This window comes from Enterococcus sp. DIV0176, assembly GCF_050528535.1.
GTDB lineage: Bacteria > Bacillota > Bacilli > Lactobacillales > Enterococcaceae > Enterococcus_B > Enterococcus_B thailandicus.
Genome location: NZ_CP172879.1, coordinates 282,798 through 299,567, shown reverse-complemented (window position 1 = coordinate 299,567; position 16,770 = coordinate 282,798). Strand labels below are relative to the sequence as shown.

14 protein-coding genes are annotated in these 16,770 nt (G+C 37.5%); 3 read left to right on the top strand and 11 right to left on the bottom strand.

Features of this window, described 5'->3' with window-relative positions; genetic code table 11:
• Positions 1-377 precede the first annotated feature (377 nt).
• Together IGJ66_RS01490 and IGJ66_RS01485 are read right to left on the bottom strand one after the other, a co-directional pair.
• The gene (locus tag IGJ66_RS01490) at positions 378-749 is read right to left on the bottom strand and encodes a DUF1622 domain-containing protein (RefSeq protein WP_067483149.1); all 372 of its coding nucleotides are present in this window, start codon (positions 747-749) and stop codon (positions 378-380) included.
• Positions 730-1,110, bottom strand: coding sequence for a DUF1622 domain-containing protein (locus IGJ66_RS01485; protein ID WP_071868594.1), 381 nt, complete (start codon positions 1,108-1,110; stop codon positions 730-732). Before IGJ66_RS01485 ends, IGJ66_RS01490 begins: the two co-directional genes overlap by 20 nt.
• 233 nt (positions 1,111-1,343) lie before the next feature.
• Between IGJ66_RS01485 and IGJ66_RS01480 the strand changes: the two genes are divergently transcribed.
• Together IGJ66_RS01480 and IGJ66_RS01475 are read left to right on the top strand one after the other, a co-directional pair.
• On the top strand, positions 1,344-1,472 hold the full coding sequence (locus tag IGJ66_RS01480) for a methanol dehydrogenase (RefSeq protein WP_067483153.1): 129 nt from the start codon (positions 1,344-1,346) through the stop codon (positions 1,470-1,472).
• 55 nt (positions 1,473-1,527) lie between these two features.
• The gene (locus IGJ66_RS01475) at positions 1,528-3,222 is read left to right on the top strand and encodes an oleate hydratase (RefSeq protein ID WP_067483155.1); all 1,695 of its coding nucleotides are present in this window, start codon (positions 1,528-1,530) and stop codon (positions 3,220-3,222) included.
• Between the two features lie 100 nt (positions 3,223-3,322).
• Here IGJ66_RS01475 and IGJ66_RS01470 read toward each other — a convergent pair whose 3' ends face one another.
• Entirely contained in the window at positions 3,323-3,754 is a 432-nt protein-coding gene (locus IGJ66_RS01470; RefSeq protein ID WP_067483157.1) for a GNAT family N-acetyltransferase, read from the bottom strand.
• Between the two features lie 251 nt (positions 3,755-4,005).
• Here IGJ66_RS01470 and IGJ66_RS01465 point away from each other — a divergent pair, with 251 nt between their 5' ends.
• Positions 4,006-4,608, top strand: coding sequence for a sugar O-acetyltransferase (locus tag IGJ66_RS01465; RefSeq protein WP_086270563.1), 603 nt, complete (start codon positions 4,006-4,008; stop codon positions 4,606-4,608).
• A 70-nt stretch (positions 4,609-4,678) separates the two neighbouring features.
• On the opposite strand, the gene IGJ66_RS01460 is transcribed toward IGJ66_RS01465, so the two are convergent.
• From IGJ66_RS01460 to IGJ66_RS01425, 8 genes are all read right to left on the bottom strand, one after another.
• On the bottom strand, positions 4,679-5,917 hold the full coding sequence (locus IGJ66_RS01460; RefSeq protein ID WP_430616716.1) for a class C sortase: 1,239 nt from the start codon (positions 5,915-5,917) through the stop codon (positions 4,679-4,681).
• Between the two features lie 91 nt (positions 5,918-6,008).
• Entirely contained in the window at positions 6,009-7,667 is a 1,659-nt protein-coding gene (locus IGJ66_RS01455) for a SpaH/EbpB family LPXTG-anchored major pilin (protein ID WP_430616715.1), read from the bottom strand.
• A gap of 9 nt (positions 7,668-7,676) precedes the next feature.
• Positions 7,677-8,972, bottom strand: a complete 1,296-nt coding sequence (locus IGJ66_RS01450; RefSeq protein ID WP_430616714.1) for a pilin N-terminal domain-containing protein — start codon at positions 8,970-8,972, stop codon at positions 7,677-7,679.
• Positions 8,969-13,516 (bottom strand): SpaA isopeptide-forming pilin-related protein, encoded by a 4,548-nt coding sequence (locus IGJ66_RS01445; RefSeq protein ID WP_430617009.1) that lies wholly within the window; start codon positions 13,514-13,516, stop codon positions 8,969-8,971. Before IGJ66_RS01445 ends, IGJ66_RS01450 begins: the two co-directional genes overlap by 4 nt.
• A 392-nt stretch (positions 13,517-13,908) precedes the next feature.
• Positions 13,909-15,156, bottom strand: a complete 1,248-nt coding sequence (locus IGJ66_RS01440) for a PTS sugar transporter subunit IIC (protein ID WP_067483167.1) — start codon at positions 15,154-15,156, stop codon at positions 13,909-13,911.
• A gap of 26 nt (positions 15,157-15,182) precedes the next feature.
• Positions 15,183-15,500, bottom strand: a complete 318-nt coding sequence (locus tag IGJ66_RS01435; protein ID WP_067483169.1) for a PTS lactose/cellobiose transporter subunit IIA — start codon at positions 15,498-15,500, stop codon at positions 15,183-15,185.
• 34 nt (positions 15,501-15,534) lie between these two features.
• Entirely contained in the window at positions 15,535-15,855 is a 321-nt protein-coding gene (locus tag IGJ66_RS01430; RefSeq protein WP_067483171.1) for a PTS sugar transporter subunit IIB, read from the bottom strand.
• A 274-nt stretch (positions 15,856-16,129) separates the two neighbouring features.
• Positions 16,130-16,765 (bottom strand): DUF421 domain-containing protein, encoded by a 636-nt coding sequence (locus IGJ66_RS01425; RefSeq protein ID WP_067483173.1) that lies wholly within the window; start codon positions 16,763-16,765, stop codon positions 16,130-16,132.
• Between the last annotated feature and the right edge of the window lie 5 nt (positions 16,766-16,770).

The following is a 16,770-nucleotide window of genomic DNA, read 5'->3' as shown; positions in this document are numbered from 1 at the left end:
CTTTTTTAAAACATTTTGTTGTTTTTTAGAACAGACACTTGCTACTTAACCATTTTAAATTATACCACTACCCACTACACAAGCAAGCCTTTTCAATGGATATACAATTGACTATCCATCTTGTTAAAATAAGAACAAAAAAATAAAAACAAAACCTTTATTGAATTTAAAATAACTTTAAACAAACGATTATATAGTTATTTTTATTCAGCTCAAAAAAGTGAGCCAAAACAGAAAAATGTTTTGGCTCACTTTTTTTGATTTCATAGGTTCAAGTAATTCGTCTTGGACTTACACCAAAAGAAACTTCCACTCGTGAAAATAATTCAACCATCTTCATTTATTTCATCTATTAGCTGGTTTCCTTTACGTGCTATTCATTCTTCATTTTCAGAAGGATGAATAGCACCCAACTCTTCATTCAAGAAATAAGAAATAATCGTGCGAATCCCTACTAATGCCGCTAGTTGAAAAATATCTTTCAACGTTGGTTTGATGATTGACTCGATGATTCCAGCAGAAATAATAATTTCTAAGCTTAGAAGAATGTAGCCACCTAACATTTTTTTAACTTCGGTATTCTTTTTGATTTTTGCTTGCTTGTTTAATTGCTTATCAAATGAAAAATAGAAGAAATCTTTTGCAGATAATACCGCTCCCCACAACAACAATAAGATAGCAAAAAAGTTAAATCCTAAAACGAGGTATTGTGCATAAGATAAGAATTGTTCACTCAACATATCCTTCATCCTTCACTCCCCCTTGCTCGTTTTTTTTATCTGAAATTTCCCTGTTCAAGAAATAAGAAATCACTGTTCGAATGATAACCATCACAGCCAACTTCAAAATGTCTGCCCAAGTTGGTCGAATAATCGATTCAACGATATCCGCTACAACTAACACTTCTAAACTCAATAAAATATAACTAGCCAACAATTTTCTAACTTCTGCATTGCGTTGATTTCTTTGTGCATAACTTTTTCTTATTGAGTGAAACTGAAACAGCGTTTTAAGCACCAAAAATATTCCCACGATCAAAATTAAAATGGAAAAAATATTTAAAATAAAAATAGCCCATTCTAAATAGAAAACAAACGTTTCATCAAACATCGCTTATCACACCTCTTCCATTCTCCATAACTTTATTGTAAAGAATGCAAGAGGTCTCGTCCAATCAAAACAAAAAAGAATTCTTTTTCATATTGCTTTGATAAATTAGACAGACAACAAAACTTGTCAAAAAATCTTTTTTTCAGCACGCGTATCATTTGGTTGTTTCAAAAATTGGGTCTATCATTTAAAGCATAAGAAGGATGTCACGAGAAATAAAGGAGGATTTTCTTATGAACAAAAAACTAATAAAATTAAGCATTGGTTTAGGTGTACTAGCAATTGGCGCACTGATCGTTGGAAAGAAAACTGGTTTCTTTGAAGACGATAGTCATTTATATGACGAATATGAATCAATCTAGTCGTCCAATCATCATTTAATAGTTGCCAAAGCCAAGTACTGGAGGAAGAATCACAATGAAAAAAAGTAAAGCAATCATGATCGGGGCAGGCATTGCCAATATGGCTGCTGCTGTGTATTTAATTCAAGAAGGAAAATGGCAAGGAAATCAAATCACCTTTTACTCATTAGATGACCATGGTGCAAATGATGGGGCACCGACAGACACTGTCACAGATGAATACTGGAATAAAAATCATCCGATGGAAAACACAAAAGGGTATATCGCTCGTGGTGGTCGAATGCTCAACTATCGAACTTATGTTGACTTGATGGATTTGCTCAGCCGAATTCCATCTGCAACAGAGCCAGGGATGACTGCAGCCGAAGACACGCGCGATTTCGATGCCAAGCATCGGACATATGATAAAGCACGTCTGTTAGAAGGCGGAAAAGGAATTATTGATGGTGGAAAATTAGGATTCAACAATAAAGATCGCTTGCTCTTAACAAAACTAATTTCGATGCCTGATTCAGAAGAAGAAAAATTAGACAACGTGACAATTGCTGAATACTTCAAGGACTCTCCTCATTTCTTTGAAACGAATTTCTGGTTCATGTGGGAAACAACTTTTGCTTTCCGTACTCAAAGTTCTGCTCAAGAGCTTCGTCGTTACATGCACCAAATGATTTATGAATTTACTCAAATCGAACATTTAGTAGGGGTCAATCGTACTCGCTACAATCAATACGAAAGTATTATGTTACCACTAATCAATTATTTAAAAGATCAAGGTTGTCAAATTATCTTAAATCGTTTAGTCACTGATTGGGAATTCAAAGAAACACCTATGCAAGATGAAATCACTGTGACTGGTTTAGAAATGATCAATACAGAAACAAACGAAAAAGAACATGTCATTGTTGACGACGATACAGCTGTTATCTTTACTAATGGATCAATCACTGACTCAGCAACTTTGGGCGATTACGAAACACCTGCTGCCGAAAATATGGACTATGGTGCCGCTTCAAGTTTATGGAAAAAAGCAAGTGAACGTTTCTATAATCTAGGAAATCCTGATAAATTTTTCGCTGATCGAGACACTAGTGAATGGGTCAGCTTTACTTTAACAACCAAAAATCATTTGTTGTTGAATGAAATTGCAAGAATCACAACTCAAGAACCTGGCAATGCATTAAATTCATTTATTTCAACAACGCCAATCACACCTTTAGGACATAAAGATGTCAATATGTCGATCGTGGTTCATCATCAACCACACTTTACTTCACAAAAACCAAACGAAACGGTTATTTGGGGCTACTTCCTTTACCCACGTCGTCACGGTGAATTTGTGAATAAGCCTTACATTGAAATGACTGGTCGAGAAATGCTGCAAGAACTGATTGGACAACTCTCAAAAGTTGACCCTGGTCCAGTAAATATCAGAGAAAAAGAAGAAGAAATTTTTGCTAGTGTTATTAATAACATTCCAGTGTATATGCCCTATGCTTCTGCATTGTTCAATAATCGTGCAAAAACAGATCGACCAAAAGTTATTCCACAACATTCAACAAATCTTGCCTTTACAGGTGAATTTGTCGAACAACCTTATCAAATGATTTTTACAGAACAAAGTGCTGTTCGTTCTGGTGAGATTGCCGCGTTCCATTTTGCTGGAATCCCAATGTCACGTCTTGTCAAAACACCACGTTATGATAAAGACATACCAACACTTGCAAGAGCAGCGAAAAAAATGTTTGAATAAATGTTGTTTTCCTGTAGCAACCAATAAATCAATGAGAGACTAGGAAACTGTAAGATCCTAGCCTCTCATTTTTTATGCTTTTAAAACCCATCTTCAAACTTCAAAGATACTTTATAAAACGTTTCTGGCTTTTTGTTGCTTGATAGCCTAACTTTTCATAAAATTGATGAGCACCCATCCTCTCTTCACCAGAATTCAGTCGAACTCCCGCATACTTCCGCCGCCTTCCTTCTTGTTCCAATGCAGTCATCAATAAAGTTGCAATTCCTTGATGTCGTGCTCTTTTTGCTACAGCTAAGCCTAAGACATTGAACATCGTTTCCGAATACAATGTCGCATACACTTCTGCGTGAACATAGCCGACTACTTCTTCATTCGAGTCTTCGAAAACGACCAAAAAATGATGCAATGAATCTTGCTGAAATTCTCTGATTTTTTCTTGAACACGTTGTTTGTCTAATTCATAGCCCAGATCATCAGCATTGATTGTAGCTAATGCCGCAGCATCTTTTACTAATACCTCACGTAGCATCTTACTCACCAACTTTCATCATAAAAAACTAGCGTACCTTAATTCACTTTTCGATTCATTCTGCCATTAATTGTACCACCAATAAACATTTGACTTAAGCATATACCTTTTACAACACGTAGATGCGTTCCCATGATACACGGGTCAGTATGAATGTTTATCCACGAGTTTCTACTAACAAAGTTGTTTGTCTTTGTAATCAGATTATGCTTAACTGAAAGAAAGACCAAACTAAACAAAGTAGGTGCATTATGAAAGAGAACTATCTTGATTTTATTCAATCCGGAAAGATGTACAACGATTTAGCTGACACACTGATTCAGACTCGCCAAACAACAATGCGGGCACTTCTGACTTACAACAACCTCTACGGGACAGATGAACCTGCCAGAAAAAAGATTCTATCTGACTTACTTGGTTCTGTTGGAGAATCTGCTTTTTTCGAACTAGGATTTCGTTGCGAATTTGGCAAACACATTCATATTGGTGAACGTTTTTATAGCAATTTTGACTGTATCTTACTAGATGGTGCAGAAATTCGAATTGGCGATGACGTCTTATTTGGACCACGTGTTGGGATTTTTACTACCAATCACGCAATTGACCCAGAAGAACGAGCAGCTGGTGCCTGCTATGCGAAACCAGTTTCAATTGGCAACAAAGTTTGGCTAGGCGCAAACGTTACGGTGAATCAAGGCGTGACCATTGGCGAAAATACAATTATCGGCTCTGGCAGTGTCGTTACAAAAGATATTCCCGCAAACGTCATTGCTGTTGGAAATCCCTGTCGCATACTGCGAACAATTACTGAAGCAGATAAAACAGATTATTTCTCCACACTCATGACTCCCTAATTTTACTTTTGTTTCTGATTCATAAATAGATACGAAAAAAAGACTGAATTTTCCCAGTCTTTTTTTGTTTTTATTTATGATATTCTTTCGTTTTCTTCCACAAAATAAATTGCTTATTTTGTTTTTTCAGACGATAGTTGCCAAAACGCTTCACTTTCAACACAAAAACTAACTTCTTGTAATTGTTGATGCTCGCTTTTACAATCTGTTCGTTTGATTTCTCTTTGATGATTACTTTATAGCGTCCCCCTGGCAATTGTTCAAATAAAACGCGTCCCTGCGCATCACTGTTTTGTTGAACAGGTTGTCCCTGTGCATCCATGATTATTTGTTGATTCCAATCGGTAAGATACACAGGTTGATTTTCTTTTGGTTGGCCGTCTACAAAAAGTGAAAATGCTAAGGAATAATAAAAATCCTTACTTTTTATCTGATTCCATTTTAGCCAACACCAACGACTAACACTAGCCAAAAGAACCAAGCAGATCAGCCCAAGTAAAATAAACCTGCTGATATGATACGTTGCTACTCGCTTTTCCGCTGATTGCGCCTGCTGTTCCTCATAAGGAATCCGTTTACTTGTAACTAATAAACGATGCGTATTTATCCCATAAGGCGTGCATGTCAATAAAGTCACTAAATCTTCATTTTCTTTGATAGCTAAGGCATCCACGTCAGTTGGTAAAACAACCGTGAGTTGACTAACTTCATATGCTAGTTTTTTGCCCAGCGTTTCAATATAAAATTGATCGCCGATTTTTAATTGCTCTAAGTCGGTAAACAATCTTTTCTCGGGCAAACCACTGTGTCCCGTAATCACTGCGTGTGTACTTTTCCCACCAATTGGATAGGACGTTCCCTGCAGTAAAGTCGCTCCTTTTTCCAGAAACAATTCGTTCGTCTGATCAAAAATTGGCAGACTAACGTTGATTTTAGGAATATAGATGCTTCCAATTAAATGATTATTCAATTGTTGGTTTTGTTTTCCCTCTTTCTTTTGGAAACTCTTTGAGAAATAATCCTCTAATTTTTCAGAACCAATCAGCAAGCCTTGTTCGCGTTGCTGTTGATTTACTTTTGCCATACTGCTTAGCCGTTTTTTTTGTTCTTCTTCTCCTTTTTGGCGAACTTCTCGTTGGTAAGTTTGTAGCCTAGCTTGGTCAATTACATTGTTCAACGAATCAACAACAAATGGATACAAGAAAATAAAGAAACCAATCAAAAACAACGTCAAAGCACTGCCCTTTAAAAACAGACCTAGCGGCTCTTCTTGCGCTTGATTTTTTTCTCTTTTTGTCAGTTTCTTCATTATCTCTCACCTCTTTCGCCAACGTTTGATTAATTAAAAAATGGGCAACGACAACTTTAACATCAGTTATCATCGCCCACTCTTCATGTCCTTAAATTTCTGTTGGTTTTTTTAATTTACGATAGCCACCATAAGCAGCTAGCATTAAGAATGAACCAATTAGCAAGAACAGATAAATTCCGTTTCCACCAGTTGAAGGTAAAGCACCTTTTTTCGTATTAGGAACTTCTACATCAGTTGGTTGCCCAATTTCTTCAAAACCGTTATAGCTTCCAAGTTCTACCGTAAACTCTGTAAACGCAGCAGCCCCAGCTGGTAATGCGTAGCCGTCAGCAGCTTTCACTTCTTTCATGTAATAAGTGCCATACTCTAATCCTTGGACTTCAAATTTCCCAGTGTCTACCAAAGAAACAAACTTAGTGGCACCTGTTTGATCGTCAACCCATTCAACGCTATCTGCATCGTTCTGATAACTACTTAGGGCAGCCCCATCTTTATAGAAAACAGCATATTTTTCTTTTGCTGCATCCCATAACTCAAACTCTGCTCCCCCAAGTTTCGCTTTACTTGATGCATCATACTTTTCAAATTGACGGCCACCTGTCACTACTTTTTCTGGTGGCACCACATCTTCTGAGTAGTCATACGCATCACCGCGTCCAATATTGATTGTTGCCGAATTATCTTGAAGAACATCAGGCGTGATTGTTGCTGTAAGTTTCATCGCATAGTTGACAGTTAGTTGTCCCCCACGCGCAGCAGCAAGTTTAGCCAATGTAGTTGTGTTAGCTGTACCATCTTTTTCTGTTAAGATTGTTAATTTGAATCCATTGTCTACTTCTTCCAATGTATAATCTTCATTTAAAGTTAGCTCTGTCGTCCCCGCTGTCACAACCATTTCTTGATCAAAGTAAGTTAAGCCAGCAGTTGGTTTATCTTCAATGATAAAGTGATTGATTACTGGTGTGCTGTCATCATTTACTGAGTCAATAAAATAAGGAATCGGAGCAGTAATCGTATAATTGATTACATGTCCTTTTTCTAAATCCGCGTAAGAAATTGTCGACCCATCGCTTAATTCGATTTCTTGTAATTCAAAAGGATCAATATTCATGACTTTACTAGACTCTTGTGTTTCATTTTTTGGATATAAATGAATATCATCATTATATGTGTCTAACCATTGCCCTGGATTATTTGTATTCGGCATCATCACTGGCATTAAAACGACCATTGGTGTTGCCACTTTGGCAATAGCAGCTGGCGAATATGTTTCTAAAAACAGATACGCTTTATCCCGTTTTTCACCTGTTGTTTCTGTAACTTCTAATTCACTAAATTCAGCTACACCCACGCCAGTCGTCGTGACAGTTTTTTCAGCTGTCAACTGGTAATCTTGGAACCATTCACTCGTAAGGTCAGTTTGAATCAATTGGATTGCTTCTGCTGAGGTCATTCCATCATCTGCTTCAACTGTTGTTGGATTGTCTTTTAGCAAATCATAATAGACATCTGTGACATCAAACAGACTAAAGTCGACACCTGGTAACGGATCACCACCAAAATCATTATCCTCGAGTCCATTGTTAGGTACTTCAGCAGGCAGTGATGAGAAACTACGTTTATGTAGCGTAATCGTTACTTCCTCTGGTTTCGTTTCTACTTCTGCTGCATCAACACTAGTCCCAAATCCTTGAAACAGTGGGGCAAGCATCCCCATAATCGTTAGTACTTTCCAAAATTTTTTCATTTTTTCCTCCTATGAACCTTTTTTAGTTGTTTTTTGTCTTCGCAAGTAATACCCAACGCCTACCAGAATCATGACGCCAAGCAAAAACGCCCCTGTCTTAACTGCACCTGTTTGTGGAAACTTACTGAATGGCGGTTTATTCCCAATATTCGTCGGTTCTTCTGAATCTTTTGTAGGTGTTTTTTGTCGTTCATTATAAACGCGCGGTGTTGCACTTTCTTTTGCCTCCTCAGGTACTTTTCCTGAATGCAGTTCCAACATTTTTTGCCCAGCAACAGTTACAAAGGTTTCGTTTCCTTCATCATCAACCCATGAAGCAGGAATTTTCACCTCGATTTTTTTACTTTCTTCGTTAATCTCATACCCTTCAACACTCTGAACTTCTTCAAAATAATAAGTATTCGGCGCTAGAAGCAAACCATCTGTGTCGACTAACCCATTGTCTTTTGACTGATATTTACGAATATTTTCGTCTGTTAATGGCTCATTATTCTTTGCTTTCTCCCACTTGCTGTTAAAGCTTTTAGTAGAATCAGCTGTCAGATAAAGTTTTTCCCCATCTTCGAGTTTATACAGGACAAATTTTGCTCCTGCTAATGGAGTACCTTCTCCATTTGTCCCCTTTGTTCGGCCATATTTAAAGAAATAAGGATCTCGTAAATAGCCAATGTTTTTGGGATATAAATGAATTTCTTGTAGTTCTTTCGCTGTGTCCATTGGATCCATAATTGGTAAAACAACGGCTAGAGGAGTAGTCAATGTATCTTTAGCCAGATTCGTTCCACTCCCCGTATCTGTCTCTTGTTCAACAAACAAATACACCGCATCTTGGGCGTTACTCTTTCGCGGAAGACGAATTCTGCCGATTCCTCCGCCATACTTTCCATTTGTTTCACCTTCATCTTGTGTTTGAATGGTGCCAACCAATGGAATTGCTTCTTTTTCAATCAATGTATCAATCTGTTGGAAACTGTAGCCCGCCATGGTTTGCACAAATTGTTTTGCTGTCCCATTATTTGCTTTACCATAGTATTCGGTCAGATCATACACCTGAAATTTTGCTCCATTCAATGGCGTTGTTTGTGTGATGACATCTACATCCGTCGTCTTCTTATCAATTTCTTTGCCATCATTTTCATACATCTCAAAATTTTCCTGACTGTAATCCACATCACGAATGATGCGCTTATGCAAAATAATCTCAACTTCATCATTAGTTTGTGCCTGAACGATTGTCATCGGAATGAAAAGAAAAGAAAGAGTCGTTAGTATCACACCAGCTAGATTTAACAGTTTGCGACTCATTTTAATCCCTTCTTTCTTTTGTTTTGATAATAGAAGTAACTTCCACCAACTATTCCAGCCAAGCCAACTAAAATTGCTGAGATCAGCATAAAGATTTGCCTACCTTGACCGCCTGTAGCTGGAAGTGGATTTTCCGTATCATTACCTACCTCAACTGACAACGCAATTCTCTCGTTATCAATCAATTCATAAGTAAGTTCCTTTGTTTCAGCCGGAGAGCTTGCATCCATTGTCGGATAATAAGCTATTTCTGCTTTCAAACTTCCCTTTTCCTTTCCAGGAATGACTTTTGAATCCCCATCTAGCGCTGCTTGTTCTCGGTAACTAATGGTTAACAAGAAATAGCCCGGCAATTTTCGATAACCTTCTGGTGCCTCTGTTTCAATAATTCGATAATTACCAGCTGTTAACTCTTTGGCAACAAAAGTGGCTAAGTCATCTTCATTCACCACCAAACCATCTTCAATTAACTCAAAACCATCTTCTAGCTGCTTTTCAATACTAAAACTTGCACCTTCCAATTTTCGCTTGGTTACACTGTCTAATTTTTCCAGTGTCAAATCTATTGGAGCTAAGTCATTCGTTAAAGTTAATTCTAAAATATCGTCAATCATTTGGTAGCCAGTTGGGGATTGAGCTGACTCTTCATCAAGATTTATTCCATCAACAATAAAATTACCTTCTTCATTAACTTCAAATTGAAAGACTTTATTGGATAATTGATAGCCACTTGGTGCAACGCTTTCTGTAACTGTGTATTCACCTGGCATCAATCTCAGCGGTATATCATAGTCTAAATCAGCATATTTTTCAGTATGGTAACGATAGGCGTAGAAATAACCGATACCATCCGCTTGTCGTTCCGTGTTTGGCTCTAACGGATTCCCTGTATAGGCACGGTAAGCAGGGAAAGATGCATCATTTTCTTTTGTAATCGTAAATCCTGCACCATTTAACAGCTGATCATTCGCATCTAATTTTTTCACGCGGACTTCTCGATATAAGAAGGTATTTTCAACCTCAAATTCGATCCACAACGTATTATCAGTTTCATCAACGGTATAAGACAAGAATGTCCAATCTGCTGCATTTATTTGTTTTAATCGGATCCGATCATTATTTTGGATCTGTAATAACCAGTCCTCTTCTTCCACTGGGTCTTGATACCCCGCGGGATTTTTTGTTTCAACAACTCGATATTCTACATATTGATAACCATCGCCAGAATGAACAAAGCTGCCTGATTTGGCTAAAGAATAGACTTTTTTTTGTCCATTTCCGTCTAACACATACGTTCCGGTGTCATCAATCTCGTAAAAAGTCAACGTTCCTTTAGTAGCATCTTTACTTTCGCCAGAAACGCCTTTTGCCACAGGCTTCCCTTGAAGTTCCCCCGAACCATTCGTTTCATAAAGAGAAAATTCAGCGCCATCGATTGCTAATCGACTTTCTTTGGCTACCTTTTTCAAGTTTAGTTGAACAGGTTTGTACTCATTTTTCATTTCTAACTGTACAAATAGTTCGGCAAAGTCCGTTTCTGATTCGTTTTTCTTCTGAACGACTGATAATTTATGATGACTTCCTTCAAAATAAGAATCAGGATCATCACCTTCGGTATCATTGATTTCGCTTACTCGGTTACCTGAAGTCCCTGCCACAGTTAATTCGTAATGACCTAATGATTCACCAGGTTTTGCGATATGTTTTTTGATTTGGAACTTTAAGGCTTCTTCTACTAGTTCATACCTTTCAGGTCCGTCAATTTCCTTCACCCAATAAACATCACTAGTAGCGTCTTCTCCATCACTTAGTACATCAATCTTCGTATTAAAGATAGCTTGTCCATTATCTGTCGTTCGACTTTGCTCAATTAAATTAGCTTCAGACAAGCTCGGATCTGCATCATATAAGCCAAACAACACACCTGCTAATGGCTGTCCATCTTCTCCAGTTTTCTTAATCTGTAGATTACGGTCAGGATGTTCAAAACGAATCGACGGTGCCGGGAAAAACATTTTCCCTGACTCAACATCATTCTCGTAATCCTCTTGGTTTTGGATATAGGCTAAGTTATTGACGGTGTAGAAATTCCCATCTTGGGCACCACCATCTAGTTTCACTTGATACTTGATTCGTACCATTTCGCCTTCACCCAACGAAATTGGTGAAAATTTATAGGCATGATTATCTCGTCCTTGATAACTAGTCGGCATTGCTACAACATCAGCTGGCCTTTGTCCATGCTTTTCCTCATCCCATAGTTCCGGTGCTTGATAGCGAACGCTACCTTCCGAGTTATTATCAAGATGATAATAGTTGATTTCAGCCGATGTTCCGCCATTAAATAAGGAAACATTAAAACCAGTTTCATCATACAAAGTTGCTTGACGAATTGTTTTTGTAAATGTTGAAGAAATCGATTCTAGCGCTGTAACAATATCTTGTTTATTGCTTGCATTGTAATAGTACGAGGTCCCGTCGTCTTTGGAATCAGCAATATTTTGTAACACATTCCGACCAATCGCATCCAATCGTTGACGGCCACTAACAGAACCATCGATTCCTAGACCAATCGTGAAAATATTCGGTGGGTCAGTCATCTTATTTTTTAACCAGTGATGATAAGCCACTGTGTTAATTGCTGCCGCTTTTTCATCTGAATTCTCATTTCCTGCTGTGCTGTTATTGGCTGAACCATCGCCAACCCAAAGCGATGTACTTTCATTATCTTTAACCTCACCACCAGTGTATCGATTGCCAGATGGTCGATTAAAATCACTTGGATAAGTCAGCGGTCCAACAAAACCTGCACCTGATGTATTTCCAGAATAGGTTTCAAAATTTTTGAAAGGTTCAATATTATCCACTGTTGTCGTGACGACCTTACTTGACATAACATTGCCATTATTTTTAACTGGTCCGTAACTATACGTTGGAATACCATCTCCAATAACGATTAAGATTTTTTCTGGATTCCTCTCGTTACCACCGTTATTTGCGTATAAAACTTCATAGCCTTTTCTTAGTCCCAATGAAAGAGGTGTTCCGCCACTGGGTAGTTTGTATAACGCATTGTTACTCGCTTGGTTAGTTAGCCTACTAATATCATTTGTCATTGCTGTTACATTCGAATTGATTCCCGCTTTGCCATTGGAATAAAAATTGACCATTCCGATTCGTGCATCCATTGTTGGGTTGGACAGTAGATTCTGACTGAGTTCTTCAACGGCTTCTACTAAAGCATTATTTTTTGACTGGTTATTATTTGTACCCGTGGTTTCATTCATACTTGCTGATTTGTCTAATACGAAAACAACATCTACCGGTTGAACATCACGGTTTTCTCCACCAATCACATCAAGATAAACGTTGTATAATGTGGTATTGTCTTCTGGGTTTATCTCACTACTAGTGCTTTCTTGCAAAACAGGTTCTACCCATTTTTTAATATAAGCACCACTATAGTCTAAATAACTATTTGCAAATGTTCGATCATTTCCCCACAGTTGAACTGTCGGTGCGCGTGTATCTGTTTCGCCAGTTCCTGCTGTTGAACCATTGTCAGTTGCATAGTTATAATTACGCCAATTGGCTCCGCCACTTTGATATTCTTCATCTGAAATTGGTTCGTCATTGCCATTCTCGTATAGTTCACCTTTATCACCAGTATATGTAGCAGATTCTTGTCCACCAGCTAATACTTTCGTATAATCATTTGTTGCAAAATATGGGTAACGGTGTTGTGTATTTCCGTTTGTTGGATAAATATATTTGTAAGGATCATTTGTTGCTGTGGGGCCAAGTCTTTCAAGGATACCCGCAAACAGCGGACTTTGATTTCTAACCAATGGTGTTCCTTGACTTTCTACTTCACTTGTTTCGTTGGGTTGTTCTGTGGTGTTTGTTTTTTCAGCATCTTCATTTTGGACGCTTTCATCTGTGGTGTTTTGTGTTGCGTTGTCTTCTGTTTTACTTGTTTCTATTTCTTTATCTGTTTCTTTTACTTCTTCATCGGCGCTTTCTTCTTGCACTTTTTCATCTACGACAACTTGCAAGGGAAGTTCCCCATCTGTGATTTCTGTCCCTTTTTCTGTCTCGAAAGTCAGCGTCCCGCTCTTTGCTTCTGTCGAATAAACCTTTCCAACATACCAAGTTTCACCTGAAATTTCTTCTGTCTTCAAATCTGTACCTTCTGAATCATAAGAAGAAAGTCCCTGTCCGCGAACATTTTTTACCGTGCCAATCCCAGCAGCTGCTGTATCAATTGCTAGTCGAATCCGTCCTTCATTCGTGCTGGCCTTTTTTTCAAATTGAATCGTCCATTCTAAGGCATTTTCTTTTTCAATATAACCTCCTTCCACCTTTGCGTAATCTTCATCTAATAACACTTCCAAGTCTATTTCTGCTTCTTCTTGCACGGTTTGTTTCTCTGCTGTCTGAGCTTCAGCAAATACCTGTTGTGCACTCACAGCTGTTTCGATATAAGGTGCAAGAATCATCCCAACTGCAATTAAAGGCATCATCCACTTAGAAACAACTTTCACTATCAATCACCCTTCCTTCCACTTATCAAAAGTTCATTATCTAACAATCAATCTAATCATAATCTAATATTTACAATTAGATTATACTTTACTCTCTAATCAAAAACAAATGAAAGTTCATTGTTTTTTAATTTTTATTTGTCAATAGCTATGTATCAGGGCTTTATACTAACGATAAATAATTATCCTTTTATGAAATTAAAATGATAGAAAATTTTGAAAACTTTTTTATAACACGTATTATTTTCACAATACGTGGCTAATTACACACTAATTTGTTTTTTATGAACTATTTCAAGCTATTAGCGGACACAAAAAAGAGGTTGCGACTAACGTCACAACCTCACTGCTTTCAAGCTTGTCCATTCTTAACCGAACAGCTAATTTTCTTTTTATTGCGCTACTTTACGTTGTTCTTGTACTGTTGCAACTTTTACGAATGGCAAGTAAATCAAGACTGAAAGAAGCAAGTTAACCGCAGCTAACACTCCGCCTGCCATACTCTTAGTTGCCAAGATCCCACCGATAACTGGTGGTGTTACCCATGGAGGCATAACTGTTGCTGCCGGAACGATTCCTGTTAGTGTGGCGAAGTAAGCAACACTAACTAAAATCATTGGAGTCAAGATAAACGGAATAAACATAATCGGGTTCAATACGATTGGTAAACCAAACATTGTTGGTTCATTGATATTAAAGATACCTGGTGCAATTGATAAGTTTGTTACGACCATATAAGGTTTGTTTTTACGACCAACCAAGTAAATAGCTAATAACAAACCTAATGTAGCACCTGTACCACCTAAGTTAACGAAACTATCAAAGAATGGTTTATTAACAATAAAAGGTGCATCATGTCCTGCAGCAATTGCTTTCACATTTGCTTCGATTGCAGGTGCATTGATTGTTTGCATCAACGGGTCAACCATGTTTGCCCCATGTAACCCGAAGAACCATAAGAATGGTGTAATAAATGCTAATAATAATGCTGATGGATATGAGTTTGCAAGTCCCATAAATGGTTCTTGAACTAATGTGTAAAATGCACCTACAATATCAGCTACGCCAAATGCAGCAAAGATTGCAGCAATTAGTGCAAAGAATGAAATAGTAATCATTGCAGGTAATAATGAAGCAAATGCTTTTGCAACTGCTGGCGGAACACCGTCAGGCATTTTAATAATTAATTTTTCATTTCCACTTAATCGAACAAAAATTTCTGTTGAGACGATCCCAACAATAATTGCAATAAATAAACCAGTTGAGCTCATGCCCAATGCTCCGCCTAAAGCGAAGAATGATCCTAATGAAATAACACCGGCAGACACACCGTCTTTTTTATACCCATTCGCTAAATGATAAGCTAACAAGAAAGCAATCAGTACTGAAAGGATTGCGAATGTTCCGTTCCAAGCTGCGCCACCGAAACCTTTCCATGCTTCTCCACCAAAAATTGAATTCATCAACTCTTGGAATCCAGGGATTGGCAAGTTATTAATCATAACTGCTAACGCTCCCAGAATCATTAACGGCATACTTACCATAAATGAATCACGAATGGCAACCAAATGTCGTTGAGCACCAATTTTTGATGCTACAGGTATAAAATGTTTCTCCATAAATGCAACAAATCTATCCATCTTTCCTACCTCTTTCTTTTACCCCTTTACGCGTCGATTCGACGGTATAAATCAATAATTTCTTTTGCTAAATCAGTAAATGCAATTGATGTCATCAAGTGATCTTGACTATGAACAGTCAATAATGTAACGTCCACATGATTGCCTTGTGCTTCTTGTGTAAGCATTTCTGTTTGTGAATGATGTGCTTGCACTAAAGATTCTTCTGCATCTTTGATTTTTGCATCTGCTAATTCAAAGTCGCCACTTTTTGCAGCAGCAATCGCTTCCATTGCATCGCTTTTTGCGTTTCCGCCAAACATGATCAAGCCCATGATTGCCTCAAGATTTTTTTGATCTTCCATTGTTCTTCATCCCCTCTATTTTCTATTCAAGTTTTTATTGGTTAATTAAGTTTTCCGCTTGTTCTAAAACTTTTGCACCGTTCATCATGCCGTAGTCTTGCATATTGATTACGTCTAAAGGAATTCCTTTTGGTGCAAGTTTTTCTTCAAATTGATTTTTCATAAAACGAACTTGTGGGCCTAAAAGTAAAACGTCTACATTTTTATCTTCTAGATGACGATCAGCATCAGATGCTGATACAGCAAAGATATCTGCTTCTACACCTTTTTCTTCAGCCACTTTTTGCATTTTCGTTACTAATAGACTAGTACTCATTCCTGCTGAGCAGACAAGCATAATTGTTTTCTTTTCCATTTAGAACACATCCTTTTCTCTTACTTACACTTTTATATAATGCAAGTACCGTGCCAAAAATAAAAGCGCTTTACAGCACTACTCTATCAAGGGTTACAGCCACAAACCGTTCGTGCGCACACTAATAAATAAAAATACACAAGTTATTATTAGTGTGCAGTGTTTTCGGTTTCATACGTGATTTCTGTGCAAAAAAAGAGCGTGAAACAGTTTTCTTTCGATCAACTGCTTCACACTTTAATTATTTTTGATTACTAAATTGATTGTACACTACTCATTTCTTATAGCCATAGAGATTTAATTTTCCAGACAAGTACTCTCCAAGATAGATTTCATTGATTTTCTGGTACCCATTTTGTTGAATTTGCTCTTCTAACCAAGCCTCATCTTTTTTGATCAATTCCAACACATCTTCATTAGATTGACCATCAACGATAATTGGATAGCGGATGTTTTCATCCCCAAATTCAATCAGTGTCAATTGGCCGTTTTGTTCCAAGACAGCACGTTTTACATTTTCTACTTCGTAAATGCCATTTGCTCGAAGCTTAAACATCAATTCATTGGCTGAGATTCCATTTTTCAAACATTCATTCACATCAACGACACCATTTTGAATCAAGGTAATCGGTCGACCATCCACCACTCGTTTCACATAGCGGTTGTGTTCTTTAGCAAATTTGAGAACTAATACTAGTAACGTCCAGATAATCAGCACCAGTACAAATTGCAATACAGTAATTGAGTCATTATAGATAACACCGCCAATAATTCCACCCAATACATAATTTTGAACCTGATCCATTGCTGAAGAAGGAGCCAAGTTTCCTTTTCCCATCAAATTAATTTGAATAATCAAACAAATGATACCTAACGCAAATTTAATAATAATTGGTGTATAAAACTGCATATTTT

What these genes read in the sequence shown, in the direction of transcription:
- IGJ66_RS01490 (WP_067483149.1), bottom strand. Translation starts at nt 749, where the DNA reads ATGAAGGATATGTTGAGTGAACAATTCTTATCTTATGCACAATACCTC.
- IGJ66_RS01485 (WP_071868594.1), bottom strand. Translation starts at nt 1,110, where the DNA reads ATGTTTGATGAAACGTTTGTTTTCTATTTAGAATGGGCTATTTTTATT.
- IGJ66_RS01480 (WP_067483153.1), top strand. Translation starts at nt 1,344, where the DNA reads ATGAACAAAAAACTAATAAAATTAAGCATTGGTTTAGGTGTACTAGCA.
- IGJ66_RS01475 (WP_067483155.1), top strand. Translation starts at nt 1,528, where the DNA reads ATGAAAAAAAGTAAAGCAATCATGATCGGGGCAGGCATTGCCAATATG.
- IGJ66_RS01470 (WP_067483157.1), bottom strand. Translation starts at nt 3,754, where the DNA reads ATGCTACGTGAGGTATTAGTAAAAGATGCTGCGGCATTAGCTACAATC.
- IGJ66_RS01465 (WP_086270563.1), top strand. Translation starts at nt 4,006, where the DNA reads ATGAAAGAGAACTATCTTGATTTTATTCAATCCGGAAAGATGTACAAC.
- IGJ66_RS01460 (WP_430616716.1), bottom strand. Translation starts at nt 5,917, where the DNA reads ATGAAGAAACTGACAAAAAGAGAAAAAAATCAAGCGCAAGAAGAGCCG.
- IGJ66_RS01455 (WP_430616715.1), bottom strand. Translation starts at nt 7,667, where the DNA reads ATGAAAAAATTTTGGAAAGTACTAACGATTATGGGGATGCTTGCCCCA.
- IGJ66_RS01450 (WP_430616714.1), bottom strand. Translation starts at nt 8,972, where the DNA reads ATGAGTCGCAAACTGTTAAATCTAGCTGGTGTGATACTAACGACTCTT.
- IGJ66_RS01440 (WP_067483167.1), bottom strand. Translation starts at nt 15,156, where the DNA reads ATGGATAGATTTGTTGCATTTATGGAGAAACATTTTATACCTGTAGCA.
- IGJ66_RS01435 (WP_067483169.1), bottom strand. Translation starts at nt 15,500, where the DNA reads ATGGAAGATCAAAAAAATCTTGAGGCAATCATGGGCTTGATCATGTTT.
- IGJ66_RS01430 (WP_067483171.1), bottom strand. Translation starts at nt 15,855, where the DNA reads ATGGAAAAGAAAACAATTATGCTTGTCTGCTCAGCAGGAATGAGTACT.
- IGJ66_RS01425 (WP_067483173.1), bottom strand. Translation starts at nt 16,765, where the DNA reads ATGCAGTTTTATACACCAATTATTATTAAATTTGCGTTAGGTATCATT.